Raw genomic sequence first — 24,794 nt, forward strand, 5'->3', positions numbered from 1 at the left:
GAACTCAGTTTCCGGGGCGCTGGGACCGAATGATCTGCGCCAGTCGTTCGTAATCGTCCGCGCGCGCCGTCGAAGCGCGAAACACCAGACCGAGCGTTCGCCCCGGCGCGGGTGCGGCGAAGTGCGCGGTTTCCAGTGTGCCGCGCGCGGTTTCGGCCGCCACCGCCATCTCCGGAATCAATGTCACCCCGAGACCTCCCGCGACGCACTGGACCACGGTCGCCAGCGACGCGGCGCGGGTATCGCCGACCGCACCTGGATGAGCGTCGGCGGATCGACAGAATTCCAGAGTCTGATCACGCAGACAGTGGCCCTCGTCGAGCAGCAGCAGCGGCAGCGCGTCCAAGGAGTCGGGTGCGATATCGGTGCGACCGGCCAACTCGTGACCGCGCGGTGTTACCAGCACGAATGATTCGGTGTACAGCGGGATCTCGACCAGTCCGGGCACTTCGGTCGGTAGTGCGAGCAGGGCGACATCCAGGACGCCGGTGCGCAATCCCTCCAGCAGGCGGGTGGTCTGGTCCTCGATCACTTGAGGATTCAAGGCGGGCAATGTCGTGCGAAATTCCGGCAGCAGATCCGGCAGCACATACGGGGCAACCGTCGGAATGATGCCGATCCGTAGGGTGCCCCCCAGGCTGTCACCGGTCGCCGAGGCGACGAATCGATCGGCCGCCTCGAGGGTCGCCGTCGCCTGCGGCAGCAGCCGCATACCCGCCGCGGTGACAAGCACCCGCCGGGTGCTGCGCTCGATCAGTTGCAGGCCGAGCCCGTGTTCCAATGCGGCAAGGGCCTGCGATAACGTGGGCTGGCTCACATTGAGCCGCGCGGCCGCGGTGCCGAAGTGGCGGTACTCCGCGACGGCCACGAACGCACGCAGCTGCGACAGGGTCGGCTGATAAGTCTGATCAGTCACTCCTATCAGTGTAGTGCGACTGATCACGTTTACCTTTCACTGGCCTTTGGGCAAGATCGTTATGAGCTTTCGATCCACTCGCTCTAGCAAACCGACTGACGAGGAGACAAGCATGGCTTTGCTGACCATCGGCGACCAGTTCCCGGCATACAATCTCACCGCGGTAATCGGCGGTGACCTGTCGAAGGTCGACGCTCAGCAGCCTGACGACTACTTCACCCGCATCACCTCCGACGATCACGCCGGTAAGTGGCGCATCGTCTTCTTCTGGCCCAAGGACTTCACCTTCGTTTGCCCGACCGAGATCGCCGCCTTCGGCAAGCTCAACGAGGAGTTCGAGGATCGCGACGCGCAGGTGCTCGGCGCCTCGGTCGACAACGAGTTCGTGCACTTCCAGTGGCGCGCCCAGCACGAGGATCTCAAGACCCTGCCGTTCCCGATGCTGAGCGACCTCAAGCGTGAATTGGCCACCGCCACCGGCGTTCTGAATGCCGACGGCGTCGCCGACCGCGCCACGTTCATCATCGACCCGAACAACGAGATCCAGTTCGTCTCGGTGACCGCGGGTTCGGTCGGCCGCAATGTCGACGAGGTGCTGCGCGTGCTGGACGCGCTGCAGTCCGACGAGCTGTGCGCCTGCAACTGGAAGAAGGGCGACCCGACCATCAACGCGGGCGAACTGCTCGCCGCGAGCGTCTGAGCACTCTCCGCGCTATCTGAAAACCCCCGAACGAGAAGAGGATTCGCCGAATGAGCATTGAGACCCTGAAGAACTCCCTTCCCGAGTACGCAAAGGACCTCAAGCTCAATCTGTCGTCCATCGCACGCACCACCGTGCTGAACGAACAGCAGCTGTGGGGCACGCTGCTCGCGTCGGCGGCCGCGACCCGGTCCGCGACGACGCTGCGCGAAATCGCCGAGGAAGCCGCGGACAATCTGTCGGCGCAGGCATACAACGCCGCACTCGGCGCCGCCTCGATCATGGGCATGAACAATGTGTTCTATCGGGGCAAAGCGTTTCTGGAAGGACGCTACGACGATCTGCGGGCCGGTCTGCGGATGAATATCATCGGCAACCCGGGTGTCGACAAGGCCGATTTCGAGCTGTGGTCGTTCGCGGTCTCCTCGATCAACGGCTGCGCGCACTGCCTGGAGGCGCACGAGAAGACGCTGCGTGAGGCGGGCGTCTCGCGTGAGGTGATCTTCGAATCGCTGCGCGCGGCCGCGATCGTCGCCGGTATCGGCCAGGCAGTGCAATCCACGGAGACGCTGGCCACCGCCGCGGTCTGACATTTTCGCCGGAAACGATAACGGCCCCGTCTTGGACGGGGCCGTTATCGTTTCCGCGCCGACCGGCACGTGTCGGTGCGCCTCGCTAGCCTGTCCGCGATACGCACCTCGCGAACAAGGGAGCAGGCCGATGGCTGTCCGCACGCCGCCGACCGATGAGGACAGCTGGGTGGTACCCACCGCCTGGTGGTCGAAAACCGATCCATTCCGCGGCCGGTGGCCCGCGCGCGAAGTCGCTGCCAACGCGGCTGCGGCACAGCGGATCTCCGACAAGTTGGCGCAGTCCACGGATCGGATCCGCGCCATCCTGAGCCATTCCGGCTCCAACAAGGTACTCGCCGAACGGGGTGCGCGATATCTGGGCGATCGGCATGCCGACCCGCTCGGCGCAGCCGTGTGCGCCGCGATCGGCATGGATACCAAGCTGTGGGATGACAACGCCCTCGGCCGCTACTACGACAACCACACGGATCTGGCCGATTATCTGGTCGACACCCACGGTCTCGGATGTGCCGTGGCGACCGTGGCCGCGCTCAGCGGCATCTGCGCTGAAGCATCGGATACCTGGGGCGGGCAATCGAATCGCTTGCTGGTTTCACGTCCCTGCGATCCGCCCGCCACCCTGGTCCGCCGCATGCGCACGCTCCTGGCCGCCGCCGGGGAGATGGATTACGCCGACGCCCTGGACCAGGCACGGCAGCTGCGCCGCGGCCCGCTCTCGATCCGATTGCTCACCTCGTACCTGTTTCCCACCGAACAGGATTGGGTCACCACCGATCTCGCCGATCCGACACTAAGCGACGGCTTCGGATCGATCTTCCTACTCGCCTCGGTGACCGATTCCGCGCACGCGCACCGCATCCTCGATCTACTCGGCTGGCATTGGCACCTGTTGCGGGACAACAAATCGCTGATCTACAGTGTCGCAGCACATCTCGGTGCCGATGCGGCCTCGGTTCTCATTCGTCTGTGGGAGGCCGGTGAGGGCAATAGCTCCGCGCCGGGACCGGAAACCCTGTCGCGCATTCTCGCCCACATTCCCGCTGACGAAGCGATGGACTTCCTTGCCGGGCATTCGTGGCGCAATGTGACCACTGCGGCGCTGCTCGCCTCGACACAACGGTTTCCAGCACGTGCCATACGCGTGCTCGGCGCGCGAACCTCTCAGCAGGACAACGTCACCGACTTCTGCCAGCATGTCCGCCGCCATCCCGACCTCGCCGTTGCCATGTGCGAAGAACTGCCCGAATCCGCGCGCCGGTTGATCGCCGAGAGTCTGCCCGTGGAGCCGACGATCCATACGACTCCCGCCGATCTGATTCCTGCGATCCTGCGCACACCGCCATGGCAGCGACCGCGCCGTAAGCCGATCGCCGCCATAGCGCTGGAAGTTCCTGCGGGCATTGATACTTCGTGGCGCGATGGCGAACGGGAGAAATGGCTCGACAGCATCGGCACGCTGTCGGAGGGGGAGATTCGCGAGCGGCTCGAGCGCATTCCGCCGGGCAATGACTTTGTCAACGACTGGATGCTGGACGCGCTCGCCCAGGTCGACTTCGCGATCGCGGAACCATATCTGCGCACAAGTACCGTGGGTTGGGGACTGTGGTCCGCCACTCCCCTGCTCGCACTCACAGCCAAACATGGCGCCGCAACGCACGATCTGGTCCTCGACACTGCCACGAAGCGCCCGCGCGAGCACGCCGCGGCCATCGCTCCTTTCGAAAGTCCGGTCGTCGCCGAACTGGTCGCGGATTGGCTGCGCCTGCGCTCGCGCCGCCGCATCGCACTGGACTGGCTGCGCCGCCATCCAGCCTACGCCGCGACCGCGTTCATTCCGGGCGCGATCGGCAAGGCGCGCAAGGCGAGACGCACGCATACCGCGGCATTGCGCACTCTCGTCACACTCGGTCACACCGATGCCATCATCGCCGCCGCGGCCGCATACAACGCCACCGCGGCGGTGCGCGAGTTGCTCGATACCGATCCTGCCGAGATCGTGCTCGCCCGGATTCCCGTTCTCCCGCAATGGTTGTCGATTTCCGATCTGCCCGCGATCGGGTTGCCCGACGGCCATGTGCTGCCGCCCGATGCGGTCGCCAATCTCGTTACTTTCATGATGATGTCGGAACCTGGCATGCCACATGCCGCACTGACACAGGTACGCCAAGAGTGCGACCCGGCTAGTTCGGCCGCGGCCGCCGCTGCGATCTACAGCCAGTGGACCAGGGCGGGCGCGCCGTCGAAGGACGCCTGGGTCTGGGAAGCGTTGGCCGCCTTCGGAAATGACGAGACCGTCGAGGAGCTGCTGCGGAATATTCTCTGGAGCGGGGCCAAAGACAATGCGCTCGACACCCTCGCCGCCATCGGTACCGACCACGCGCTGTCGGCGTTGATCATATTGAGCGAGAAGGGCCGAAACGCGGCTGTCCGGGATGCGGCGCAGACCCGGGTCACCGATGTCGCGGACGAATTGGGTTTGAGCGAGGATCAACTCGCCGATCGCATGGTCCCGGATCTCGGCTTGCGCCCCGACGGCACGGCGCTGCTCGACTTCGGACCGCGTCAGTTCGTGCTCGGTTTCGATGAACAGCTACGCCCCACCATTACCGGTACCGACGGCACCCGCTACCAGGCACTGCCCAAGGCCGGAGTTCGCGACGACGATTACAAGGCCGCAGCGGCGACCGCGACGTATCGCTCGATCCGCAAGTCGGTCAAGAAGTTCGCTGCCGACCAGATCCGGCGACTCGAACGCGCCATGGTCACTGAACGCCGCTTCACCCTCGATGAACTGCGCACTCTATACATCGCACATCCGGTGCGCATCAACCTGACTCGCCGACTGATCTGGGCGACCTATCGCGACGACCAAGTGCTCGACTCGTTCCGCATAGCCGAGGACAACTTCTTTGCCGACACCGACGACGCCGCACTCGAAATCGCCGAGGACGCCGTCATCGGCATCGCCCATCCGCTCCACCTCGGGACCGAACTGACCGCTGCCTGGGCCGATGTGCTCGCCGATTACCGACTCCTGCAACCATTTCCACAGCTCAGGCGGGAGGTGCATCATCTGGATCCGAAGTTGCTCGCCAGTTCCTCCGTACCGATTCCGCCGAACGCCACCGTCCCCTCGGCCGCATCCACGGCTTGACCGATAGGGGTTGGAATCCACCCGAACGCGGCGACGGCGTTCGCATCGATACCTTCGACAAGCGGCTGCCGAACGATAGGGTTTTCAGCATTGGGATCGCTGCGGGCATGGAGCCGTTCGAAGCGGTCACTCCCGTGCACGAGCTCAGGTACGCCGCGCTCGCGGGCCGCAATTCCGCCACCTTCGCCGACCTCAGCCAGGTCACCGCATCGGAAATCCTGCGCGATCTCGGGTGGCTGTGCGGCCTGCATCCACAGACGTAACCAGCAATCGGGACATCGGAGAGGGACTCATCCAGACGGAACTTCTGCGGCGGCGCATTAACCACTTCTCGTCGGCCGGTAGGCTCGCGAACATGGGCACACAGGGTGAACCAGAGGGCATCGGTACGCGTGTCGAGGTCGTGCGCGTTTTCACGGACCCGACCGGGCGGGGCGGCAACGAGCTCGGTATCGCTCGCGCCGCGGACGTCGCCGAGGTCGACCACCAAGCGCTGGCGGCGAAGGCGGGATTCAGTGAAACCGTCATCGTCGAGGACCCGGTCGACGAGATCGCCAAGGTGCGGATCTACACCCCCGCGGTGGAGCTGCCGTTCGCCGGGCATCCTTCGGTGGGTACCGCATGGTGGTTCGCGGAGCAGGGCCAACCGGTGCGAATTCTGCAGGTGACGGCGGGGCCCGTCGCCGTCGAACTCACCGATGGCATGGTCTGGATAACCGCACGCGGCGAATGGGCCCCGGACTTCACCTTTCATCAACTCGACGACCTCGACGAGCTGGCGAATCTGCGCCCCGACGATTTCGACAGTGGCTCGCACTACCTCTGGACCTGGACCGACGAGCACCGCGGCGCCCTGCGCTCGCGCATGTTCGCTCCCGCCATGGGCGTCCCCGAGGACGAAGCCACCGGAGCCGCCGCCGTCGCCCTCACCGCGTTACTGCGCCGCGGCCTGATCATCACCCAGGGCAAGGGCTCACAGATCTTCACCGAATGGGATTCCGATGGTTGGGTTCGACTCGGCGGCCGCGTCGTCGCGGACTCCGTCGTCGACCTGTAGACCGCGAGTACCCGACGGGCAGTCCTCGGGACGCTGACCAGGGCATCGAAACTCTTCGGATTGCGGGCGGCCAACCTACCCCGGCGGCTGCGGATGGCGGTCGGAATCAGGGACGACTTCGGCGAGGCGGCGTAGCGGGCGACGAGCTGGTTCCGTTCGGTGGGCGTGAAAGCCTCACCAACTCGATGCGATCAATCGCGATAGCGCCGAGGCCCTGTTCCCACGTCTCACAGCCTGATCGGACAACGACCCGAGCTTATTCGGAGGCAGCGGCGATCAGCATGTAGGCCGTGCCGAGGTCCATCACGATGTGTGGCACGAGCGCCGTTGTCAGTGCGCGGCCGATGAAAGAAGTCGACTGCTGCGAGTCGGTTCGGATGCCGATCGGGTGACCGAGCCAGCGTCGGCAACGGCCGGTACTCGCCGCGACGATCAACGCGAGTGCGTCGGCGGCGAAGAACGCGGCCAGTGTCAGCGCCGGTACCGGGGCTGGCCCATCAATGTGCATGCCCCCGCTATGTCCCGTCATCGAGTACAGCATGGTTGCCGCGACGGCGATATGATAGCCGAGGGCAAGCATCCGATCATCGGGTAGCGCACGAGTCATATTGCGCCACTGCACAATTCGATCTATCAGCAAGGCTGCGAATACGATAATGAGCGCGATCAGCACACCGCGCAACACGACCGGATCGGCTCCCATCGGAAAGACCAGCATCGCGAGCATGACCATGCACATGATCAGATGAGCGGCATCGGATTCGTGACATGCCGCCGCGCCAGGCGAATTCGCCTGCAACCGAACAGATTCGACCCCCCTGACGTCGGCGGGTACCGCCAACCGCCCAACCACCACCGCAGCCGCGAATACAAACGCCACCACCACCGACCACCGCAAGGCGGCATACTCCTGCGCGAACTCCACCACACCCACCTCCCGACCCAAATCCTCGCCTCCATACTCGCACCCCTCCACCCCGTCCGCCCGCGCATTTCCGCACCAGGTGAACGAATGATCACGTGGAAACCACGGCGGCCCGAGCGCCCGGTTATGCGCCCGATCCGGAGGCCGTCACGCCGGGAGCTCGCGTAGAACCCGTTTGAGTACCTTTCCGGTGGGGTTGCGCGGGAGTTCGTCGACGAACAGCACGTCGCGCGGGACCTTGAAGCGGGCCAGGTGGGTCTTCACATGCGCACGCACCTCGTCTGCGGTGAGCGAATAGCCTTCGCGGACAACCACTACCGCACGCAGGCGCTGACCGTGGCGATCGTCCGGCACCCCGAATGCGCTGACCTCCGCCACTGCTGGATGCGCGGCGAGCAGTTCCTCCACCTCGCCCGGAAAAACGTTCTCGCCGCCGGAGACGATCATGTCGTCGTCACGCCCGTCGATGAAAAGTCTTCCAGCACTGTCGAAATGGCCGACATCACCGGTGGACATCAATCCTGCGATGCGCGCCTTGTCACCACCTCCGGTATAGCCCCCGAATTGGTAGTTGTTGCCGACGAAAATGCGTCCGGTAGTGCCGGTGCCTACTTCTCGATCGTTGTCGTCGAAGATCTTCACCGTGGTGCTGGGCACCGGCGAGCCGACACAGCCCGGCTCGACCGCCAAATCCGCTGGCGTGGCGATGGTCGCGTAGGCGACCTCGGTGGACCCGTACACGTTGTACACCACCGGCCCGAATGCCTCGGTCACCCGGACGCACAGGTCGGCGCCGAGCTGCGAGCCCGCGACGAAGATGATCCGCAACCGCGAAAGGTCACGCCCGGCAAAGGCTTTCGGTCCGGCATCGACGAGCCGCCGCAACATCACCGGCACCGCGATTATCGCCGTGGACCCGTGCCGGTCCAGGCTGTCCAGCACTGCCTGAGGATCGAAACGCCGACGGATCACCAGCGTGGACCCGAACCCGATGGCGAGTACCGCGTGCGCGAAGCCGAGCGTATGGAAAAGCGGCGCAGGGCATTCGGTGATTTCGCGGGCACGGAAGGGCACCTTTCCCAGAATGGCGCCCAGCGGCGAGAGCGAGGTCGGCTCGCTGCCGCGCGGCGCACCTTTCGGGGTGCCGGTCGTCCCGCTGGTCAACAGGATGATGCGGGCTGGGGTGCGGGGCTTGCGCGGTGGCGTGCGGGCCGCGCCCGCGATGAGATTATCGATGGTGTCGACGCCTGGTTTATCGGCCCAGGCGCGGTAGCGGCCGCGGCGCGGTGTGAAATCGCCGAGCATACTGGCGTATTCGTCGTCGAAGATCAGCAGATCGGCGCCCTCGCGGGTCATTACTTCGCGCAGTTGCGGTGCCGCGAAGTCGGTATTGAGCAGGATGATTCGAGCACCGCATTTCGCGGCGGCGAAGACCGCGTAATGGAAGCCGCGATGGTTGCGTGCCAGGACCGCCACTCCCTCCCCGTCGCGCAGTCCGCGCGCCCGCCAAGCATTCGCGAGCGCGGTGCTGCGCTCGTCGAGTTCACGAAAGCTGACGCGACCGAGTTCATCGATGATGGCGGTGCGGTCGCGATAGCGCAGGGCGGCAACGGTTGTCAGCCCGCCGAGCAGTCCGGACCGCAGCACCGCGGCACCCATGAGGGCGAGTCGATCCGGCCGTTCAGGGGTCGCGAGCCCGGCACGAACCGTCAGGGCGGCGTAATAGGTCTCATCGGCGGCCCGACGCGCCGCCGCTGCGGCCAGCGCCCCGACCTTGTTCGCAAACTTCATGATTCGATCCTGACGCCTAATCCACCCAACCGCTCGCCGACCCGAACCCCTTCGGTCGCAGCCGATTCGACCGCCGAGGCAGAGCGTTCGATTCGTCCGCGCCTGTCGGCGATCAGCACCGCGCCCGCTCGGCCAGCGACGGGGAGAGGGCACCAGTGGAAGACGCGGATGTCGGATCGGAGCGGGTAGTGCGCTGGGCAGCAGCCCCGACAAGCCGCCGAGCGCATCCTCGGGTACATCGATGAGTTCGTACGCTCCCGATATCCGCATTCGGCGCAGGCCTTCGGCTCGATCAGCGCACTATGCATGCGCGACGCGAACTTCTCGAATATCGGCATCGTTGTCCACCTAGGTGAGGGCGAGTGCCCTCACAGTAAAGCGTCACCGGCGGGTTCGTCGAGTACCGACCCAGACAGCAGTGCCCACGCAGGCGCGATCCATGATGGACGGATGTCCAGCGATATCGGCGAACACCTTCCGCGGCCGACCGCACCGGCCGCCAGGCTCCGGATCGCCCTCGATGATCTGTCCGGTCCCGAGGTCGCCGCCCTGCTCACCCAGCATCTGGCCGAGATGTATGAGAACTCGCCCGAAGACAGCGTGCACGCACTGGACCTGGACGCGCTCCGTCGAACCGACGTCACCTTCTGGAGTGCCTGGGAGGACGACGAACTCGCTGGTTGCGGCGCACTCAAACAACTCGACCCCACCCACGGCGAGATCAAGTCGATGCGCACCGCCACCGATCGCACCGGCCGCGGCATCGCCTCTGCCCTGCTCGACCACCTGATCACCGAGGCCCGCGCACGCAACTACCAGCGCCTGAGCCTGGAGACAGGGGCATCGGACTACTTCGCCCCCGCGCAACGGCTCTACGCCCGCCACGGCTTCGAGATCCGCGCCCCCTTCGCCGACTACGTCGAGGATCCGCACAGCGTCTTCATGACGCGCACCCTCTGACGCCGCATACCCGACGAGCGTTGTCGACCTTCGGCGCATGGTTGCTCGGATTGCTGACGCGCATCCTCTGATGCCACGCAATAACGGACCTCGCTGACCTTCAGCGCCCGTCATGCGGATAGGCGACGCTTGGCGGATCGGTCACGCCGCGTTGATCGCGGTGATCAGCGTGCGATTGCCCGCCGTTCGCGTCGTGATGATCTGTGTGAAGGTCTGCGGCTCCTCGCCCGGCCGCTGCTGGATCAGCTGGACCTCCCAATGCGCCTGTCCCGCATCGCTGCCCGCGCGAGTGATCTGCACGCAGTAGAGAGTGCCAATCGGTAGCTGGTTGATCCCGCGCTGGATCTGGTCGGCGGCAGGCACATTCGCGTCATTGTCGACTACGCCGCGCGCGGCGAATCCGGAACGCTGTACATAGTAGGCACGCTCGAATGCGAGGATCGCCGATGGCCCATCGCTGGTGCCGCCGGGATCGGTGCCGGAGATGACATCACCGGTGCGCCGCTGTTCGCAGCCCGGGGTGGCGATCGCCGACGGTTGGTCGCTCGGTGCCGTCGTTGCCTGGGCACGCCCGGCTGTTCCCCCCAGGGCGGCTTGGGTCGTCGCCGCGGCCGGTCGCTTGTGATCGCCGGAACCGCCGAAAACGAACATCAGCACCGAGACGACGGCCAACACCACACCGAGCACGATCAGCACTGCGACAACTCGGTTGCCGCCACCGTTCGATTGCGGATCGCGACGACGCGGCGGATGCCGCAGTGCCGGACCGGGATTGCCGCCGGACCGATCGATGATCGTCGGCACGACGGAATTGGTCTCGGCCGGTAGCTCAGCCTCGGCGACTACCGCACGCGTGCGAGGCCGACTGCGCTCCGCCTCCGGAGGCGCCGTCGCGGGACGGCGCGGTTCGAGCCACTCCTGCCAATCCCCGGCCGGGCGAGGCCGGCGCGGCGGCTCGGCTGGATCGAGCGCATCGGCCAGCGGCGTCCGGCGTTGGCCCGAACCGCGGCGTGAATTGGAGCGGCGGCGCCGCTTCGGGGTCGCGGCGGCGGGCCGGACCATGGGCAGCCCGGTATCGAACGGATTGCCCTGGTTCTGGCTCGATGAGCCGGAATCAGAGCTCGTCATCGTCGAATTCGCCGATCACCGCAGGCGGGACGGTCGCCAATGCGGTCGGCACAGTGACACCGAGTTGACCGTCACGCGGTCGGCGGTCCTCATCGGATTGCGACGACGGCGGCATGGCCAGACCACCGGTGGTGCCGGGCTGATTCGTTGGTTCCGGACCAGACGGGCGCGATGGCGGCGTGTCCGCGCTCGTGGCCGGTGCCTGTGGCGCGGGAGCGGGTTTGGTCGCGGTCGGACCGTCCGGGCTCGGCGGGATCACCGAGTTGGTTCCGATATTCGGCGCGGGCTTGGACGACTGACCCGATCCACCACCGAAGTCGATGACATTCGTTGGCTTGCTCGCGCTGTCACCGCCGGTGGGCGAATTCGTGGTGCTCCCAGGATGGATGAGTTCGGGAATCGCCTTATCGATGGCCTTGTCAGCGGAGGCGGCCACAGTGTCCATGGCGTGCGTGCCGACTTCGGCGATCTTGTCGATGAGGTGGGTGCCGATATTGACCCCGGCATCGATGGCTGCGGTGCCGACCGAGACGCCCGCGTTGATCAGATACTGCTGCAACTGGAGCTGGGCCGCCTGCACCGGATCCAGTGGCGTCGTTGTCGTCACGCCCGCGGTGGTCGTGCCGTTCGTGATACCCGGCGCGACCGTCTGCTGGGCGGTGCCGACACCCTGCGGTGTGGTGACCGTGAGCGGTCCCATCGCATCCAGCCGCGCGGTGTGGCCGTCCATTTCCGACTGCGCCGTGCTGACCGCTGTGACCGCATCGCGCAGCGCCTGGGTCGCCCGCGCGATCACCGCATCGGTATCCGAGGATGCGCTGGCGGTACTCATGATCTGCTTGGCGTCCCTACGGAAGTCCGCGATGATCTGGTCCACCTTCCGCGCGGCGCGGGCGCTGGTGGCATGGGCATCGCCGAGCACCGACAGGTACTCGGGTCCGCGGTCGGTGATATCACCGATCTGAGTTTGCGTGGTGCGCAATGCCGGAACGGCATCGTCGGCGGCCCGGGAGGTCCAGGTCGATTCGAGGGCGTGCAGGCCCTCGCGGTGCGGGCCCTCGGCATCGGCGGCCTGCGTGGACGCGGAGGACAGCGCGTTGACGACGGACTGGTCCGGAGTCGCGACGCCGCTGCCGAGCGAGGCGCGCAATTGCAGCATCGGTTCGACCAGGGCCGTCACGATCGGCGGATCCACATTCGGATCGACAGACGTGCTCGCGGGAGTATCGGAGGCGTTGTTCGCCGGCCGCCGTCGAAGCAGTCGTCTCATGGCAGCGCCTCCCCTTGCCGGGCCAGCGCGCCCGCGGAATCGACATCGATACCCTGCATGTCCGCGCTGTAATCGCGCAGCACCTGCCCGTAGGCGGCAACCAATTGTCCCGCGGTCGAGAGCGCCTGCACGTGTTCGTTCACCTTCTCGGTGAACCTGGCCACGAATCCGGCGCCGACCTGACCGAGGTCGGCGGCCAGCCGCTCGGGATTCACCGCACCACCCGCGACCGCCGACGCCGAGGCCAGCTGTTGCGACACCGTATTCGCGATCGTGGTGTAGGCGGCCATCGCCGCCGGGTCGAGCTTCAGCGCGTCCACTGTTCCCCCTTAATACGGAAACCAATCTGTCGCGTCACATTTCGACACTCCGAGCGTACTTGGGACCCGAGCAATGCGCGCGCGGATCCTTTCGTTCCGCTGGAAGTCTATGCCGCCGGATCGATCGCTTATGCGGCGCCGGCCCGGTTCCACGGACACCGAGGTAGAAAACGAAAATGATCACTTTCACCTAGTGCCGGTTCTATGCTTATCGGACGAAGTTGGTCCCATCACCACCCTGGCGATCCACGCCCAGGGTGCCGGCATCAGAGGGGTCAGAAGCGTGAAGAACAGCAGACGTTTTCGAAAGTTGTCGGTAAGATCCGTGGCGCTCATCGGTGCCGTTTCCGCAGGGCTGCTGATGGCGGGAACGGCACAGGCCGAACCACTGTGGCCTGGTGGTCCGGATATCGGTACACCGGCGATCATCCCACCAATTCCGCCGGCTCCCGTCTACGCACCGTGTGGCGAGACCGCGCGCATGTGCATGCGGCTGTCGACGAACGAGGCCTGGCTGATGGACAACGGCAAGGTCACCTACGGTCCGACGCCGATCTCGCACGGACGCCCCGGATATGAGACGCCGCCGGGCGTCTTCAAGGTCGCCTTCAAGCGGGAAGACTTCTGGAGCACCATGCACAACGCTCCGATGAAGTGGGCGGTCTTCTTCAACGGCGATATCGCCACCCATATCGGCCCCATCGAGGAGCAGTCGCACGGCTGCATCCGCATGACCCCGGAAGGCGCCGAAGCGACCTACCGCTATCTCAACCCCGGTGACGTGGTCGAAGTCGTACGCTGACACCGGATTTGCGATCGAGTAGGAGGGCCGGGTTGCCCGGCCCCCCTCTCACACCACCGGACATGCGGGCCCGCATCCGGCGGTTCGTCAAGCCGTTGTTCTGAGCCTGCGCCAGGTTCCTTGCATTCCCAGCAGGCCGAGGTCGTCCCAGTAGGACGTGGTCAGCGATCGTTGGAGGATGGCCGACCCGGCTATGCGCCAGTAACCTTTGCTGCTGGCAGCCCATTCCCGCGAGGTGCGGTCACCGATGCCGAGCTGGCGCAGGTTCCGGCGTCTGGCCGAGTAGCGTTTCCATTCCTTCCAACGGATCTGCCGCATCCGGCGATAAAGCCACTTGTCCAGCTCGCGTAACCGGTGTGACAGATCGGCGAGCCGGAAGTAGGCCATCCATCCCGTGATGAACTGGTTGAGCCTGTCGATTCCGCAGAACATCGACACACTCCACCGCCGAGAAGTCAACTCCCGGATCCGCATCTTCAAGCGTGCTATCGCTTTCGGATCGACCCGGATCTTGACCCCGGATCGGGAGAAGTAGAACCCGAATCCCAGCAACCTCGCCTCGCGCGCATGCCGGACCGAGGACTTCTCCTGGTTCACCAGGAGTTTCAATCGCCGCTCGACCACATCGGTGACCGAGCCCAATACCCTGCCAGCAGCCCGTTCGCTACGCACGAAAACACGAATGTCATCGGCGTAGCGCACGAACCTGTGACCGCGTGCGGCCAACTCGGCGTCTAGATCATCGAGCATGATGTTCGACACTGAACTGCGAAAACCCCGGATCGAAGATCGGCGTCAGGATCTGCGCGATCGCCTGCTGGATCAACCGATCCAGCACAGTGGGCACCCCCAACAACCGTTGTCCGCCCCCGGGCTTGGGAATCACCACCCAGCGGACAGGCGAGGGCTCAAAGGTGCCCGCGTCCAACGCCTCCCGGACACCCGCCCAGTGCTCGCGCAACCACGGCCGCAACGCCTCCATGGTCACACCGTCCACACCAGACGCGCCCCGATTGGCTTCGACACGCCTCAACGCCCGCGACAGGTTCTCCGGTGAAAGCAACCGCTCCCACAACGAGATCTCCAGCCCCAGGAGAACATCCTCCTCCGCATGCGCCGACCGGCCGCTACGCTCCACCGTGGTACTCACCGGGATTCACCAGCCCCTCCCACCATGGGCCCGCGTTCACGCGGGATGGCTGCGATCATCGCGACCAGCACGAGCAATACCAATTCCTCTGTCCCACTCCACGTTCGGTCCTTCCCGGCTGATTGTCCGTTCCCCTCACCGGTACTACGACCTCTGCTGACTTCTGCCCGGCCAGTCACGACCTCACGACCACGACCGTCGGCGCGGCGACCACCTCGAGCACAACCGACACCCGAACAGACCTCCCCGGTTAAGAACAGTCACTTTCCCCCTGCCGCCGCCGCGTCTACCTGACGATCCTGTCGATGATGACGGGCTTCACCTTCCGTGGCAGGCTCACCCAGATCCATCCGGCCTCATACGCGATTCGTGTTCCACGGTGCAGGGTTTCGCCTCGGGCTTCCTTCAGACCCCGCCTCACCACGACGCCCTTGCCTCCGCCTCGGAGTTAGCATCACCTCTTCCTCCACGGGACTCACACCCCCAAGCAACTGCCCATGCCGGGCAAACCACGCGACGGGCCCGGGCGGATTCCGCCCGGGCCCGTCGCATACCTCGCCTGCCTCAATGTTCGCCGACGAGTTGCCGATCCGCGTCTTCGGCCATGACCGCCTCGCCGCGAGCGACCATGCCTGCCTCATCGGCGAGTTTCATATGGGGAATGAACAGGGCGAGTACGAAGGCGATTACCGCGCCCGGGATCAGGTACCAGAAGCCGGGGACCAACGCATCCACGTAGGCGCCGACGATGGCGTCGTGTAGCCCGTCCGGCAGATGCTTGACCACCGAGGGCACCAGTGCGCCCGGATCCAGTTTCGCGGCCGCGGCTTCAGGGCCGTGCGAGACGAAGACATCGGTGAGGCCCTCGGTCAGACGGTTGGTGAAGATGGAGCCGAAAATCGCTACACCCAGCGCGCCGCCCATTTCACGGAAGTAGTTGTTGGCGCTGGTGGCGGTGCCGATCTGGTCCGGGGCGACGGCATTCTGGACGACCAGCACGATGATCTGCATGATCAGGCCGAGGCCCGCACCCATGACGAACAGCATGGCGGAGACGACCCACATCGGGGTGTCCGCGTCCAAGCGGGTCAACCAGAGCATGTCCGCGAACATCAGGACCGCGCCGAGGGGTGGATAGAGTTTGTAGCGGCCGGTTTTGGTGATCATCGTCATCGAGGCGATCAGCGTGATCATCAGACCGACCATCATCGGAATCAGCAGCAGACCCGAAACCGAGGCCGAAGCGCCCGTTGCCATTTGGAGATAGGTCGGGATGAAGGCGAGGGCGGCGAACATCACCAGGCCGACCACGAAGCCGATGGCGGAGGTCAGCACGAAAGTGCGATTGCGGAACAACCACAGCGGCAGCATCGGCTCCTCGGCGCGCGCCTCCACGAGCACGAAGGCCGCGACCACCACAACGAACGCCGCCATCATGGTGACCATAACCGTTGAGTCCCAAGCGTATTGCTTACCGCCCCAGTCGGTGATCAGGATCAGCAGCGTGGTCGCGGCCGACATCAACACCACACCGAGATAGTCCGGCCGGGTCTTGGGCCGGTGGCTGGGGATGCTCAGGTAGCGAAAGGCGATGAACAACGCGGCAACTCCGATCGGCACATTGATCCAGAAGCACCAGCGCCAGCCGAGATGATCGGCGAAGAAACCACCGAGCAGCGGCCCCGCGACCGAGGTGATGCCGAAGACCGCACCCATCGGGGCCATGTACTTGCCGCGATCCTTGGCGGGCACCACATCGGCGATGATGGCCTGCGCCAGAATCATCAGACCACCACCACCGACGCCCTGCAGGCCACGGAAGGTGATGAACTCCCAGAAACTCGTCGACGCCGCGGCGCCGATGGAAGCTACGGTGAAGATGGTGATGGCGAACAGGAACGGCCAGCGCCGTCCGAAAAGATCGCCGAATTTGCCGTAGATCGGCATCATGATGGTGGTCGCGAGCAGATACGACGTTGCGGTCCAAGCCATATGGGAGATGCCGCCCAGATCGCCGACAATGGTCGGCATCGCGGTGCCGACGATGGTCTGGTCCAGGCTGGCCAGGAACATCCCCGCGATCAACGCGCCGAAGATGAGCCAGATCCGCTTCTGGGTCAGAATAATCGGCGCAGGTGGCGATTCGGCCGTGATGGTCATCTCTTCCGTCTCTCTTTCTTGCCGTCGTGCTGTTCGAACAGCCGCGCGGCCATTGCGCAGTGTTCGCGTACTGCCGCCGCCAGCGATACGGTCGGATCTCCGACCGTGGTCATCGCCGCCAGCGAGGTGATGTTCGTCACGAATCCCGCTGCCAGACCGGCGAATTCGGGAGAAACCGCACTGCCCAGCCGAGCAGTGAGAAGGTCTGCGATAACGCTCTGCAAGCGAGCGCCCGAGGCGACGAAGGCCGCGAGTACCCGCGGCTCGGTCTTGATGATCTCGGTAACCAGCGCGATACCCTCGCGCACCTCGCTTTCGGATTCGAAGCCGTGCACGAACAACCAGGCGAGGTCGTCCATCAGCACGCCGCTCGGTCCGCCCGCGATGAACTGCTCGCGCAACTGTGGAGTGCCGATCTCGCCGATCGGCCCAACGACCGCATCCATTTTCGTCTCGTAGTAGTTGAAGAAAGTGCGGGGCGAGACGCCGACCGCTCTGGCGATGTCCTCGACGGTCGTCGCGTCCAGTCCGCGCTCGACCGCGAGCCGTCGCGCGGCTAGACAGAGATCGAGCTCGGTCTGGCGTTTCTTCTGCTCCCGCAACCCGATCGGGCGCTCGTCCTTGGACATGTTCGCCAAAGTAGCACAAACTGCAATTTTTCAGAAACTGCAAGTTAAGAACGTGGCTTGCAGCCGCTCCGGCCCCGCCCGGACACCTCGAGGCGAGACCTACTCGGAAGCGAATCACCAGCTAGGCGCAACCTGAGCGACTCGTTCGCCACTCGTCGGCCTCGACAATCGAGCCGACCACAAGCTGATGGCATCCGCCTTGCGGCCGCGTGGCTGACGGGAAGTTCACCGCTGCCGTGATACTCATATGCTATGACAGCGTCGGATGATTTCGATTTCGAAGCCATCTATCGAGGCACGGCCGGTCCTTTCGGGCCGGGTGTCAAACCGCCGTGGAGCATCGGGGAACCCCAACCCGAACTCGCCACGCTGATCGAGCAGGGCAGATTCCATGGCGATGTCCTCGATGTCGGATGCGGGGAGGCGGCGATCTCGCTGCATCTGGCCGAGCGGGGCTACACCACGGTGGGGCTGGACCTATCGGCGACCGCGATCGAGCTGGCCCGCGCCGAGGCGTCCAGGCGTGGCCTGACCAACGCCTCCTTCGAGGTCGCCGACATCACCTCCTTCACCGGCTACGACGGCCGCTTCGGCACCATCGTCGACAGCACGCTGTTCCATTCGATCCCGGTCGAGTCGCGCGAGGGATACCAGCAGTCGATCGTGCGCGCCGCCGCACCGGGTGCGTCGTATTTCGCGCTGGTGTTCGACCGGGCCGCCCTGCCCGAAGTGCCCGGACCCGGCCCGGCACCGGTCACCGCCGACGAGCTCCGGGCGGCGGTGCAGAAGTACTGGACGATCGATGAGATCAGGCCCGCACGAATCCATGGCAACCTGCCCACGGGCGACATCGAGTCGCCCGCGGGCGGCCCGACGTTCCGGTTCGAGGGCATCCGCGACGAACCCGGTGGCCGCAAGTCGGTTCCGGCCTGGCTGCTGTGCGCTCGGCTGGACTGATCCGCCACAAGCCATGTCGCGGGCTGCTTTGTCCGGCGCGACCCACGCGTCATTGCATCGACATCGAGGGCTCAGCCCAGGGCACGGGTGAAGCCCTCGACGAGTTCGTCGACTTGGGTATCGGTCATGACAAATGACGGGGAGATCTGCATGGCACCCTGACCCGCCGCGCGTCCGGAAATGCCATGGGCGCGTAGAGTTTTCACGAACGGCAGAGCTTCGGCGGGGTCGGCGAGTTGGATGGCGGCGACGGCGCCGAGACCACTGCGGACCTCGGCGACGCGGGGATGATCCGCGAGGGGTGCGAGCTTTTCGTCGAGGGCAGACTCCAGGCGCTTCGCTGCGTCGAGGAGGTTTTCGCGTTCGATGATGGCGAGGTTCGCCAGGGCTGCTGCGGCGGCGCCGGCGTGGCCGCCGTAGGTGTAGCCGTGGCGCCACCAGACGCCGCCGCGGAAAAAGGGATCGGCGATGTGCGGGGCGATGAAGACCGCACCCATCGGGATATAGCCGGATGTGAGACCCTTGGCGGTGGTCATGAGGTCGGGTTCGAGCTCGAAACGGGTTGCGGCGAACCAAGATCCGCCGATGCGGCCGAAACCGGTGACGACCTCGTCGACGACGAAGAGGATATCGTGATCGTGGCAGATGCGACGGACCTCGGTGAGGTAGCCGTCCGGCGGCAGGTAGATTCCGCCCGCGCCGATAATGGGTTCGCAGAAAAAGGCCGCGATGCGCTCCGCGCCGATCTCCTCGATGAGCGCGAGCAACGCTTTCGCATCGTCGCATTCGACGGTGCGGGCATCGGCCATCAGCTCGCCGTAGCCCTCGCGGTTGACCGCAATCCCCGCCAAAGCCGTTCCCGCGACATGCATTCCGTGATACGCGCGCTGTCTTCCGACCACGATGGTCTTATCCGGCCGCCCGAGCTGGTGCCAGTAGCGACGGGCGAGCTTGGCCGCGGTATCCACCGAATCCGAGCCGCCGGAGGTGAAGAAGATCTTGCTGCCCGGCACCGGTGCGATGCTCGCCAACTTCTCCGCCAACTCCTGGGTGGCGGGTTCGGCGAAATCACCGAAATTCGAATAGTGCGCGACCGTGCGCAGTTGTGCGGCGACGGCATCGGCGATCTCGGCGCGTCCGTGCCCGACATTGGTGAACCACAGCCCGGCCGTCGCGTCCAGATACCTGGTGCCCGCCTGGTCGTAGATGTAGGCACCCTCGCCACGCGCCACGACGAATGCGCCGTCGCGTTCCACGGCACCCATGTCGGCGAAACCATGCCATAGCGCGCCCATATCAACCACCTCTATTCGACAACTATCTCACTTCGCTCCCCCGGCTGGCCCGGCACCGTGCCGACGGCCGCACGGCGCACCGAGCCCGGCCACCGCGACGGCGAGCAGCGCGAATCCGATGACCAGGACCACCAGGCCCATCGTCATCGACACATAACCCTGATGCCGTGGATCGAGGAACGGATACCAGTCGACGATCCGGCCACGAATGAGGATGTATGCACCGTAGTCGAGCGGGTAGACCAGCCAGCCCGCGATCAGCCGCCCGGAAATAGCTCAGCGCGACCGGCGCCAGCACCTAGTCCACGATCATCACCATTGGCATGATGCGCTGCACCACCTTATCCACCCACCCCGGTCCGTCTCGCACGCAGATGTGCGCCAGCAGTACCGCGTAAGGTCACGGGAGCCCGCGATCGGCGACACTATGACGCCGAGCACATAGGATTCGATGGCCGCACGTCAGCAACAGTGTCGGCGGCCGCTTCGCCGGTGTGCTCACCGGATGCCCACGCCCGAGTCGGATTCGACGCGCCGGTTTCGCTACCCTGGTGAACGCAATGACCAGGACAGCCAACGCGAATCTCCGCGAGCTTCGGACCCGCCTGGCCGCCGTAACCCTCCGCGATGAACACCGGTTGCGCCGCAACCTGGACCGGGCCCGCGGCGGCGATCTCACCGGTATCACGGCCGAGATCGCGGCGGCCGAGCAGCGCGTCGAGGCCCGCCGTGCCGCGGTACCCGAAATCCGCTATCCGGAGCAGCTACCCGTCTCCGCACGCCGCGACGATATCGCCAAGGCGATCCTGGACAACCAAGTCGTCATCGTCGCCGGTGAGACCGGATCGGGTAAGACCACCCAGATTCCGAAGATCTGCCTGGAACTGGGCCGTGGCATCCGCGGCACGATCGGGCACACCCAGCCACGCCGGCTGGCCGCGCGCACCGTCGCCGAGCGCATCGCCGAGGAGTTGGGCACCGAACTGGGCGATGTCGTCGGCTACACCGTGCGTTTCACCGATCAGGCCTCCGATCGCACCCTGGTCAAGCTGATGACCGACGGCATTCTGCTCGCCGAAATCCAGCGCGACCGACTGCTGCGCCGCTACGACACGATCATCATCGACGAGGCGCACGAACGCAGCCTCAATATCGACTTCCTGCTCGGCTACCTGAAGCAATTGCTGCCGCGCCGACCGGACCTCAAGGTGATCATCACCTCCGCGACCATCGATCCGGAATTGTTCGCCCGCCACTTCGCTGACGAATCGGGCACTCCCGCACCGATTGTCGAAGTGTCCGGCCGCTCCTATCCGGTCGAAATCCGATACCGGCCGCTATCGCTCGAGCTACCCGTCGCCACCGATGACGATGATGAGGACACCCGGATCGTGGACCGCGACCCGGTGGACGCCATCGGTGAGGCGGTGCGCGAACTCTTCGCCGAGGGCGACGGCGACGTGCTGGTCTTCCTATCCGGTGAGCGCGAGATCCGCGATGCCGCGGATGCGTTGCGCGACTTGCGGATTCCACGCACCGAGATCCTGCCGCTCTACGCGCGCCTGTCCACGGCCGAACAGCATCGTGTCTTCGCCCCGCATCCGGGGCGACGAGTCGTGCTGGCCACCAATGTCGCCGAGACCTCGCTGACCGTCCCCGGCATCCGCTACGTCATCGATCCCGGCACCGCCCGCATCTCCCGCTATTCGATGCGCACCAAGGTGCAGCGCCTGCCTATCGAAGAGGTCTCGCAGGCCTCGGCCCGCCAGCGCGCGGGCCGCTGCGGCCGCGTCGCCGATGGCATCTGCATTCGCCTGTACTCCGAGCAAGACTTCGAAGCCCGCCCCGCCTTCACCGAACCGGAGATCCTGCGGACCAATCTGGCCGCCGTCATCCTGCAGATGACCGCGCTCGGACTCGGCGATATCGAGAAGTTCCCGTTCGTGGAGGCGCCCGACCGCAGGGCGATTCGCGACGGTGTCGCGCTGCTGGAGGAATTGGGTGCGCTCGCTCCGCGCGCGACGGCGAAACCGGCTCGGCAGCAGGCTGATTCGACAATCCCCTCGGACCAGCCGACCGACAGCACCGCGCCCGAAAGAGGCCGAGCGGAAAAAGTCTCCGACGCGACGCTGACGCTCACCCCTACCGGGCGTGAAATGGCGCAGATACCGGTGGATCCGCGAATGGCGCGCATGCTGGTCGAAGCCCACCGCAACGGCGTGCTCGCCGATGTGCTGATCATCGTCGCGGCGCTGTCCATTCAGGATGTACGCGAACGTCCAGCGGAGCATCAGCAAGCCGCGGACACCAAACACGCCCGCTTCGTGGTCGAGGGTTCGGATTTCCTGGCCTACCTGCGGTTGTGGGAGTATCTGACCGAACAGCGCAAGTCGCTGTCGTCCAATCAGTTCCGACGCATGTGCCGCGACGAGTTCCTGCACTATCTGCGGATCCGGGAGTGGCAGGATCTGCACGGGCAGTTGCGGACCATCACTCGTGGGCTCGGCTGGACGGTGCAGGGCGACGGCTCGGAAAGCGATTCGCGCCGTAGACGATCCGCTGCGGACAGTCGCAATTCCGATGGTGGACAGCGCAAGAGGCATGACGCCGATTCGGCGCACGCGGACTCGGGCGGCGCGGACTCGTCTCGCACGAAGGCGAACCGCAGTGGCCGCGCGCGCGACAACACCACCGCTTCGCAACTCCAGGCCGCCGAGGCACTCGAAAACGATGGCACCCCGTGGAATTCGACCGCCATACACCAGGCACTGCTGGCGGGCATGCTGTCCCACATCGGTGTCCGCGAGGCAGAGACCCGCGAATTCCTCGGTGCTCGCAATGCCAAATTCATGATCTTCCCCGGATCCTCGCTGGCGAAGAAGCCGCCCCGCTGGGTAATGGCGGCCGAACTGGTCGAGACCTCCCGGCTCTGGGGCCGGATGGCAGCCCGAGTGGAGCCGGAGTGGGCCGAGCGGCTGGCCGGAGATCTGGTGAAACGCACCTACTCCGAACCACATTGGTCGTCCAAACGTGGCGCAGCACGCGCGTACGAGCGGGTCACGCTGTACGGCGTACCGCTGGTGGTCAGCCGCGCGGTGGATTACGGCCGGATCGATCCGGAACTGTCGCGCGAGCTGTTCATCCGGCATGCCCTCGTACAGGGCGAGTGGCAGACCCGCCACGAGTTCTTCCACCGCAATCGCGACCTGCTCGATGATGTCGCCGATTTGGAGCACCGCGCACGTCGCCGCGACATCCTCGTCGACGATGAGGTGCTGTTCGAGTTCTACGACAAGCGCATCCCCGCCGATATCGTTTCGGTGCGTCACTTCGACAGTTGGTGGCGCACCGCGAAGCGCAAAGATCCCGCGCTGCTCGACTTCTCGACCGATACCGTGGTCAATGAAACCGCGGCAACGCTCGACCCGACCGACTTTCCGGACGCCTGGCGCCAAGGCGAGTTGAGCTTCCCGCTCACCTACCAATTCGAGCCCGGCAACGACGATGACGGCGTCACCGTGCGGATCCCGGTCGAGCAGTTGGCGCATGTGCGCGCCGTCGGCTTCGACTGGCTGGTGCCCGGTATGCGTGACGAGCTGGCCACCGCGCTGATCAAGACGCTGCCGAAGGCCCTGCGCCGCACCGTCGTTCCCGCACCGGACTTCGCCGCCGCCGCACTCGCCGCGCTCACGCCACGCGCCGAACCCCTGCGCATCGGCCTTGCCAGGGAACTGTCGCGACTCGGTGCGGTCAGCATCGCGCCGAGCGATCTCGACCCCGCCGCGCTGCCGGACCATCTGCGCATAACCTTCGCTGCCATCGATGCCGAAGGCCGAGTGCTGGCGCGTGGGAAGAACCTCGCCCAGTTGAAAACCAAGCTTTCCGAGCAGGTGTCGGCCTCGGTCGCCCGTGCCACCGCGGGTGCGGAACGTGCGCCCGCCACCGTGTGGACCTCGGAATCGCTGGGAACGGTCGAGCCGACGGTACGCAGCGAAGTGGCCGGACAGACGGTCACCGGTTACCCGGCGCTGGTCCCCGAGGGGGATGGTGTCGCGGTGCGCGTGCTGAGCTCCCCCGCGGCGCAGGCCGCCGCTATGCGGGTCGGCACGCGCACACTGGTGTTGAGCGCGATTCCCACCTCGGTCCGCACCGTCACCGCCAGCCTGCCACCGCGGGAACGGCTTGCGCTGAGCCAGAATCCGTACGGTTCGCTCGACGCGCTCATCGAGGATTGCCGCGCCGCGGCCGCGGACGAATTGATCGCCGCCGCCGGTGGGCCGGTGCGCAGTCCGCAGCAGTTCGAAGCCTTGGTCTCGAAGATACGCCCCGACTTCGTCTCCGCTGTGGCCCGTATCGTGCGCTTGGTGGTGCCGGTCTTGGCCGGGGCGCACCAGGTTGCGTCCGCACTCGCCGATACCTCCGAACGCGATATCGCCGACGATGTCCGCCACCAACTCGACGAACTGATCTTCGCCGGTTTCATCTCGGAGTGGGGCGGCGCTCGCCTGCGCGAACTACCCCGCTACCTGGAGGCCGCCCGAATCCGCCTGGAGTCGCTACCCGGCTCCGCGGTGCGCGACCGACAGGGCATGATCGAAATCGACCGCGCCCTCGCCGCATACGCCCGCCTCGTCAATGCCCTGCCCGAAGCACGCAAGCACGCGCCCGATGTCACCGAAATGTGGTGGATGATCGAGGAATTGCGCGTCAGCCTGTTCGCCCAGAGACTCGGCACCCCGTACCCGGTCTCCACCAAGCGCATCGAAAAGGCCATCGCCGCCATCCGCCGCTGATGCCACGGCGGCTACCAGCGTGCCCGATCGACAAGGTTGCCCATTGCGATGCCGTCGACCTCGGCGCCGACACGCACCACGGTGCCGACCGGGCGCAGCCTGCATCCGATTTACACCGGCTGTTTCCGAGGCACTGGCTGCGCTCGCAACGGTAGTTCTGGGGGCACGACCGAGCCCAGATCCGGCGATACAGT

At 65.6% G+C, this 24,794-nt stretch carries 21 protein-coding genes; 9 read left to right on the forward strand and 12 right to left on the reverse strand.

What is annotated here, in order from left to right; translation table 11 throughout:
• Positions 1 to 4: 4 nt before the first annotated feature.
• Positions 5 to 916: a hydrogen peroxide-inducible genes activator gene (locus ACQP2U_RS27515; protein ID WP_433710109.1), complete on the reverse strand. Its 912-nt coding sequence runs from the start codon at positions 914 to 916 to the stop codon at positions 5 to 7.
• A gap of 112 nt (positions 917 to 1,028) precedes the next feature.
• Between ACQP2U_RS27515 and ACQP2U_RS27520 the strand changes: the two genes are divergently transcribed.
• The 5 genes from ACQP2U_RS27520 to ACQP2U_RS27540 all read left to right on the forward strand — a co-directional run bounded on the left by ACQP2U_RS27520 (position 1,029) and on the right by ACQP2U_RS27540 (position 6,420).
• Complete coding sequence (locus ACQP2U_RS27520; RefSeq protein WP_062989062.1) at positions 1,029 to 1,616, forward strand: peroxiredoxin; 588 nt, start codon at positions 1,029 to 1,031, stop codon at positions 1,614 to 1,616.
• 50 nt (positions 1,617 to 1,666) lie between these two features.
• Positions 1,667 to 2,206, forward strand: coding sequence for a carboxymuconolactone decarboxylase family protein (locus tag ACQP2U_RS27525; protein ID WP_433710110.1), 540 nt, complete (start codon positions 1,667 to 1,669; stop codon positions 2,204 to 2,206).
• A 130-nt stretch (positions 2,207 to 2,336) separates the two neighbouring features.
• The gene (locus tag ACQP2U_RS27530; RefSeq protein WP_433710111.1) at positions 2,337 to 5,363 is read left to right on the forward strand and encodes a DUF4132 domain-containing protein; all 3,027 of its coding nucleotides are present in this window, start codon (positions 2,337 to 2,339) and stop codon (positions 5,361 to 5,363) included.
• A complete protein-coding gene (locus tag ACQP2U_RS27535; protein ID WP_433710112.1) occupies positions 5,360 to 5,626 on the forward strand; it encodes a hypothetical protein in 267 nt (88 codons plus the stop codon). The genes ACQP2U_RS27530 and ACQP2U_RS27535 overlap by 4 nt, the downstream gene beginning before the upstream one ends.
• Before the next feature lie 92 nt (positions 5,627 to 5,718).
• Complete coding sequence (locus ACQP2U_RS27540; RefSeq protein WP_433710113.1) at positions 5,719 to 6,420, forward strand: PhzF family phenazine biosynthesis protein; 702 nt, start codon at positions 5,719 to 5,721, stop codon at positions 6,418 to 6,420.
• Between the two features lie 256 nt (positions 6,421 to 6,676).
• Here the strand turns inward: ACQP2U_RS27540 and ACQP2U_RS27545 are convergent, their stop codons facing one another.
• Positions 6,677 to 7,366: a DUF5134 domain-containing protein gene (locus tag ACQP2U_RS27545; RefSeq protein ID WP_433710114.1), complete on the reverse strand. Its 690-nt coding sequence runs from the start codon at positions 7,364 to 7,366 to the stop codon at positions 6,677 to 6,679.
• A gap of 126 nt (positions 7,367 to 7,492) precedes the next feature.
• Positions 7,493 to 9,136 (reverse strand): acyl-CoA synthetase, encoded by a 1,644-nt coding sequence (locus ACQP2U_RS27550; RefSeq protein ID WP_433710115.1) that lies wholly within the window; start codon positions 9,134 to 9,136, stop codon positions 7,493 to 7,495.
• A 450-nt stretch (positions 9,137 to 9,586) separates the two neighbouring features.
• Here ACQP2U_RS27550 and ACQP2U_RS27555 point away from each other — a divergent pair, with 450 nt between their 5' ends.
• Positions 9,587 to 10,096 carry a GNAT family N-acetyltransferase gene (locus tag ACQP2U_RS27555; protein ID WP_433710116.1) on the forward strand — a complete coding sequence of 170 codons (510 nt, stop codon included), beginning with the start codon at positions 9,587 to 9,589 and terminating at the stop codon, positions 10,094 to 10,096.
• A 141-nt stretch (positions 10,097 to 10,237) separates the two neighbouring features.
• Here ACQP2U_RS27555 and ACQP2U_RS27560 read toward each other — a convergent pair whose 3' ends face one another.
• The 3 genes from ACQP2U_RS27560 to ACQP2U_RS27570 are packed head-to-tail and all read right to left on the reverse strand — an operon-like array spanning position 10,238 to position 12,814.
• Positions 10,238 to 11,224, reverse strand: a complete 987-nt coding sequence (locus ACQP2U_RS27560) for a hypothetical protein (RefSeq protein WP_433710117.1) — start codon at positions 11,222 to 11,224, stop codon at positions 10,238 to 10,240.
• A complete protein-coding gene (locus ACQP2U_RS27565) occupies positions 11,211 to 12,494 on the reverse strand; it encodes a hypothetical protein (RefSeq protein WP_433710118.1) in 1,284 nt (427 codons plus the stop codon). The genes ACQP2U_RS27560 and ACQP2U_RS27565 overlap by 14 nt, the downstream gene beginning before the upstream one ends.
• On the reverse strand, positions 12,491 to 12,814 hold the full coding sequence (locus ACQP2U_RS27570) for a hypothetical protein (protein ID WP_397028422.1): 324 nt from the start codon (positions 12,812 to 12,814) through the stop codon (positions 12,491 to 12,493). Before ACQP2U_RS27570 ends, ACQP2U_RS27565 begins: the two co-directional genes overlap by 4 nt.
• A gap of 310 nt (positions 12,815 to 13,124) precedes the next feature.
• Between ACQP2U_RS27570 and ACQP2U_RS27575 the strand changes: the two genes are divergently transcribed.
• Positions 13,125 to 13,616, forward strand: coding sequence for a L,D-transpeptidase (locus ACQP2U_RS27575; RefSeq protein ID WP_433710119.1), 492 nt, complete (start codon positions 13,125 to 13,127; stop codon positions 13,614 to 13,616).
• Between the two features lie 87 nt (positions 13,617 to 13,703).
• On the opposite strand, the gene ACQP2U_RS27580 is transcribed toward ACQP2U_RS27575, so the two are convergent.
• The 4 genes from ACQP2U_RS27580 to ACQP2U_RS27595 form a co-directional block, all read right to left on the reverse strand.
• Entirely contained in the window at positions 13,704 to 14,366 is a 663-nt protein-coding gene (locus tag ACQP2U_RS27580; protein ID WP_433710120.1) for a group II intron maturase-specific domain-containing protein, read from the reverse strand.
• Complete coding sequence (locus ACQP2U_RS27585; protein WP_433710121.1) at positions 14,356 to 14,766, reverse strand: hypothetical protein; 411 nt, start codon at positions 14,764 to 14,766, stop codon at positions 14,356 to 14,358. The genes ACQP2U_RS27580 and ACQP2U_RS27585 overlap by 11 nt, the downstream gene beginning before the upstream one ends.
• A gap of 564 nt (positions 14,767 to 15,330) precedes the next feature.
• Positions 15,331 to 16,926, reverse strand: a complete 1,596-nt coding sequence (locus tag ACQP2U_RS27590; RefSeq protein WP_433710122.1) for an MDR family MFS transporter — start codon at positions 16,924 to 16,926, stop codon at positions 15,331 to 15,333.
• Positions 16,923 to 17,555, reverse strand: coding sequence for a TetR/AcrR family transcriptional regulator (locus ACQP2U_RS27595; protein ID WP_433710123.1), 633 nt, complete (start codon positions 17,553 to 17,555; stop codon positions 16,923 to 16,925). Before ACQP2U_RS27595 ends, ACQP2U_RS27590 begins: the two co-directional genes overlap by 4 nt.
• Before the next feature lie 252 nt (positions 17,556 to 17,807).
• Here ACQP2U_RS27595 and ACQP2U_RS27600 point away from each other — a divergent pair, with 252 nt between their 5' ends.
• Complete coding sequence (locus ACQP2U_RS27600) at positions 17,808 to 18,512, forward strand: class I SAM-dependent methyltransferase (RefSeq protein WP_433710124.1); 705 nt, start codon at positions 17,808 to 17,810, stop codon at positions 18,510 to 18,512.
• A gap of 71 nt (positions 18,513 to 18,583) precedes the next feature.
• On the opposite strand, the gene ACQP2U_RS27605 is transcribed toward ACQP2U_RS27600, so the two are convergent.
• Together ACQP2U_RS27605 and ACQP2U_RS27610 are read right to left on the reverse strand one after the other, a co-directional pair.
• Positions 18,584 to 19,807 (reverse strand): aspartate aminotransferase family protein, encoded by a 1,224-nt coding sequence (locus ACQP2U_RS27605; protein ID WP_433710125.1) that lies wholly within the window; start codon positions 19,805 to 19,807, stop codon positions 18,584 to 18,586.
• A 27-nt stretch (positions 19,808 to 19,834) separates the two neighbouring features.
• A complete protein-coding gene (locus ACQP2U_RS27610) occupies positions 19,835 to 20,080 on the reverse strand; it encodes a Pr6Pr family membrane protein (RefSeq protein ID WP_433716599.1) in 246 nt (81 codons plus the stop codon).
• 287 nt (positions 20,081 to 20,367) lie between these two features.
• On the opposite strand from ACQP2U_RS27610, the gene hrpA reads away from it, so the two are divergent.
• A complete protein-coding gene (gene hrpA / locus ACQP2U_RS27615; RefSeq protein WP_433710126.1) occupies positions 20,368 to 24,600 on the forward strand; it encodes an ATP-dependent RNA helicase HrpA in 4,233 nt (1,410 codons plus the stop codon).
• Positions 24,601 to 24,794: the final 194 nt, after the last annotated feature.

The organism is Nocardia sp. CA-084685 (genome assembly GCF_050955785.1).
In the GTDB taxonomy this organism is placed as follows: domain Bacteria; phylum Actinomycetota; class Actinomycetes; order Mycobacteriales; family Mycobacteriaceae; genus Nocardia.

Excerpts from the sequence above, each read along its gene's own strand:
- ACQP2U_RS27555 (WP_433710116.1), top strand. The coding sequence starts at position 9,587 with ATGTCCAGCGATATCGGCGAACACCTTCCGCGGCCGACCGCACCGGCC.
- ACQP2U_RS27565 (WP_433710118.1), bottom strand. The coding sequence starts at position 12,494 with ATGAGACGACTGCTTCGACGGCGGCCGGCGAACAACGCCTCCGATACT.
- ACQP2U_RS27540 (WP_433710113.1), top strand. The coding sequence starts at position 5,719 with ATGGGCACACAGGGTGAACCAGAGGGCATCGGTACGCGTGTCGAGGTC.
- ACQP2U_RS27605 (WP_433710125.1), bottom strand. The coding sequence starts at position 19,807 with ATGGGCGCGCTATGGCATGGTTTCGCCGACATGGGTGCCGTGGAACGC.
- ACQP2U_RS27580 (WP_433710120.1), bottom strand. The coding sequence starts at position 14,366 with ATGCTCGATGATCTAGACGCCGAGTTGGCCGCACGCGGTCACAGGTTC.
- ACQP2U_RS27520 (WP_062989062.1), top strand. The coding sequence starts at position 1,029 with ATGGCTTTGCTGACCATCGGCGACCAGTTCCCGGCATACAATCTCACC.
- ACQP2U_RS27550 (WP_433710115.1), bottom strand. The coding sequence starts at position 9,136 with ATGAAGTTTGCGAACAAGGTCGGGGCGCTGGCCGCAGCGGCGGCGCGT.
- ACQP2U_RS27530 (WP_433710111.1), top strand. The coding sequence starts at position 2,337 with ATGGCTGTCCGCACGCCGCCGACCGATGAGGACAGCTGGGTGGTACCC.
- ACQP2U_RS27560 (WP_433710117.1), bottom strand. The coding sequence starts at position 11,224 with ATGACGAGCTCTGATTCCGGCTCATCGAGCCAGAACCAGGGCAATCCG.
- ACQP2U_RS27600 (WP_433710124.1), top strand. The coding sequence starts at position 17,808 with ATGACAGCGTCGGATGATTTCGATTTCGAAGCCATCTATCGAGGCACG.
- hrpA (WP_433710126.1), top strand. The coding sequence starts at position 20,368 with ATGACCAGGACAGCCAACGCGAATCTCCGCGAGCTTCGGACCCGCCTG.
- ACQP2U_RS27590 (WP_433710122.1), bottom strand. The coding sequence starts at position 16,926 with ATGACCATCACGGCCGAATCGCCACCTGCGCCGATTATTCTGACCCAG.
- ACQP2U_RS27525 (WP_433710110.1), top strand. The coding sequence starts at position 1,667 with ATGAGCATTGAGACCCTGAAGAACTCCCTTCCCGAGTACGCAAAGGAC.
- ACQP2U_RS27595 (WP_433710123.1), bottom strand. The coding sequence starts at position 17,555 with ATGTCCAAGGACGAGCGCCCGATCGGGTTGCGGGAGCAGAAGAAACGC.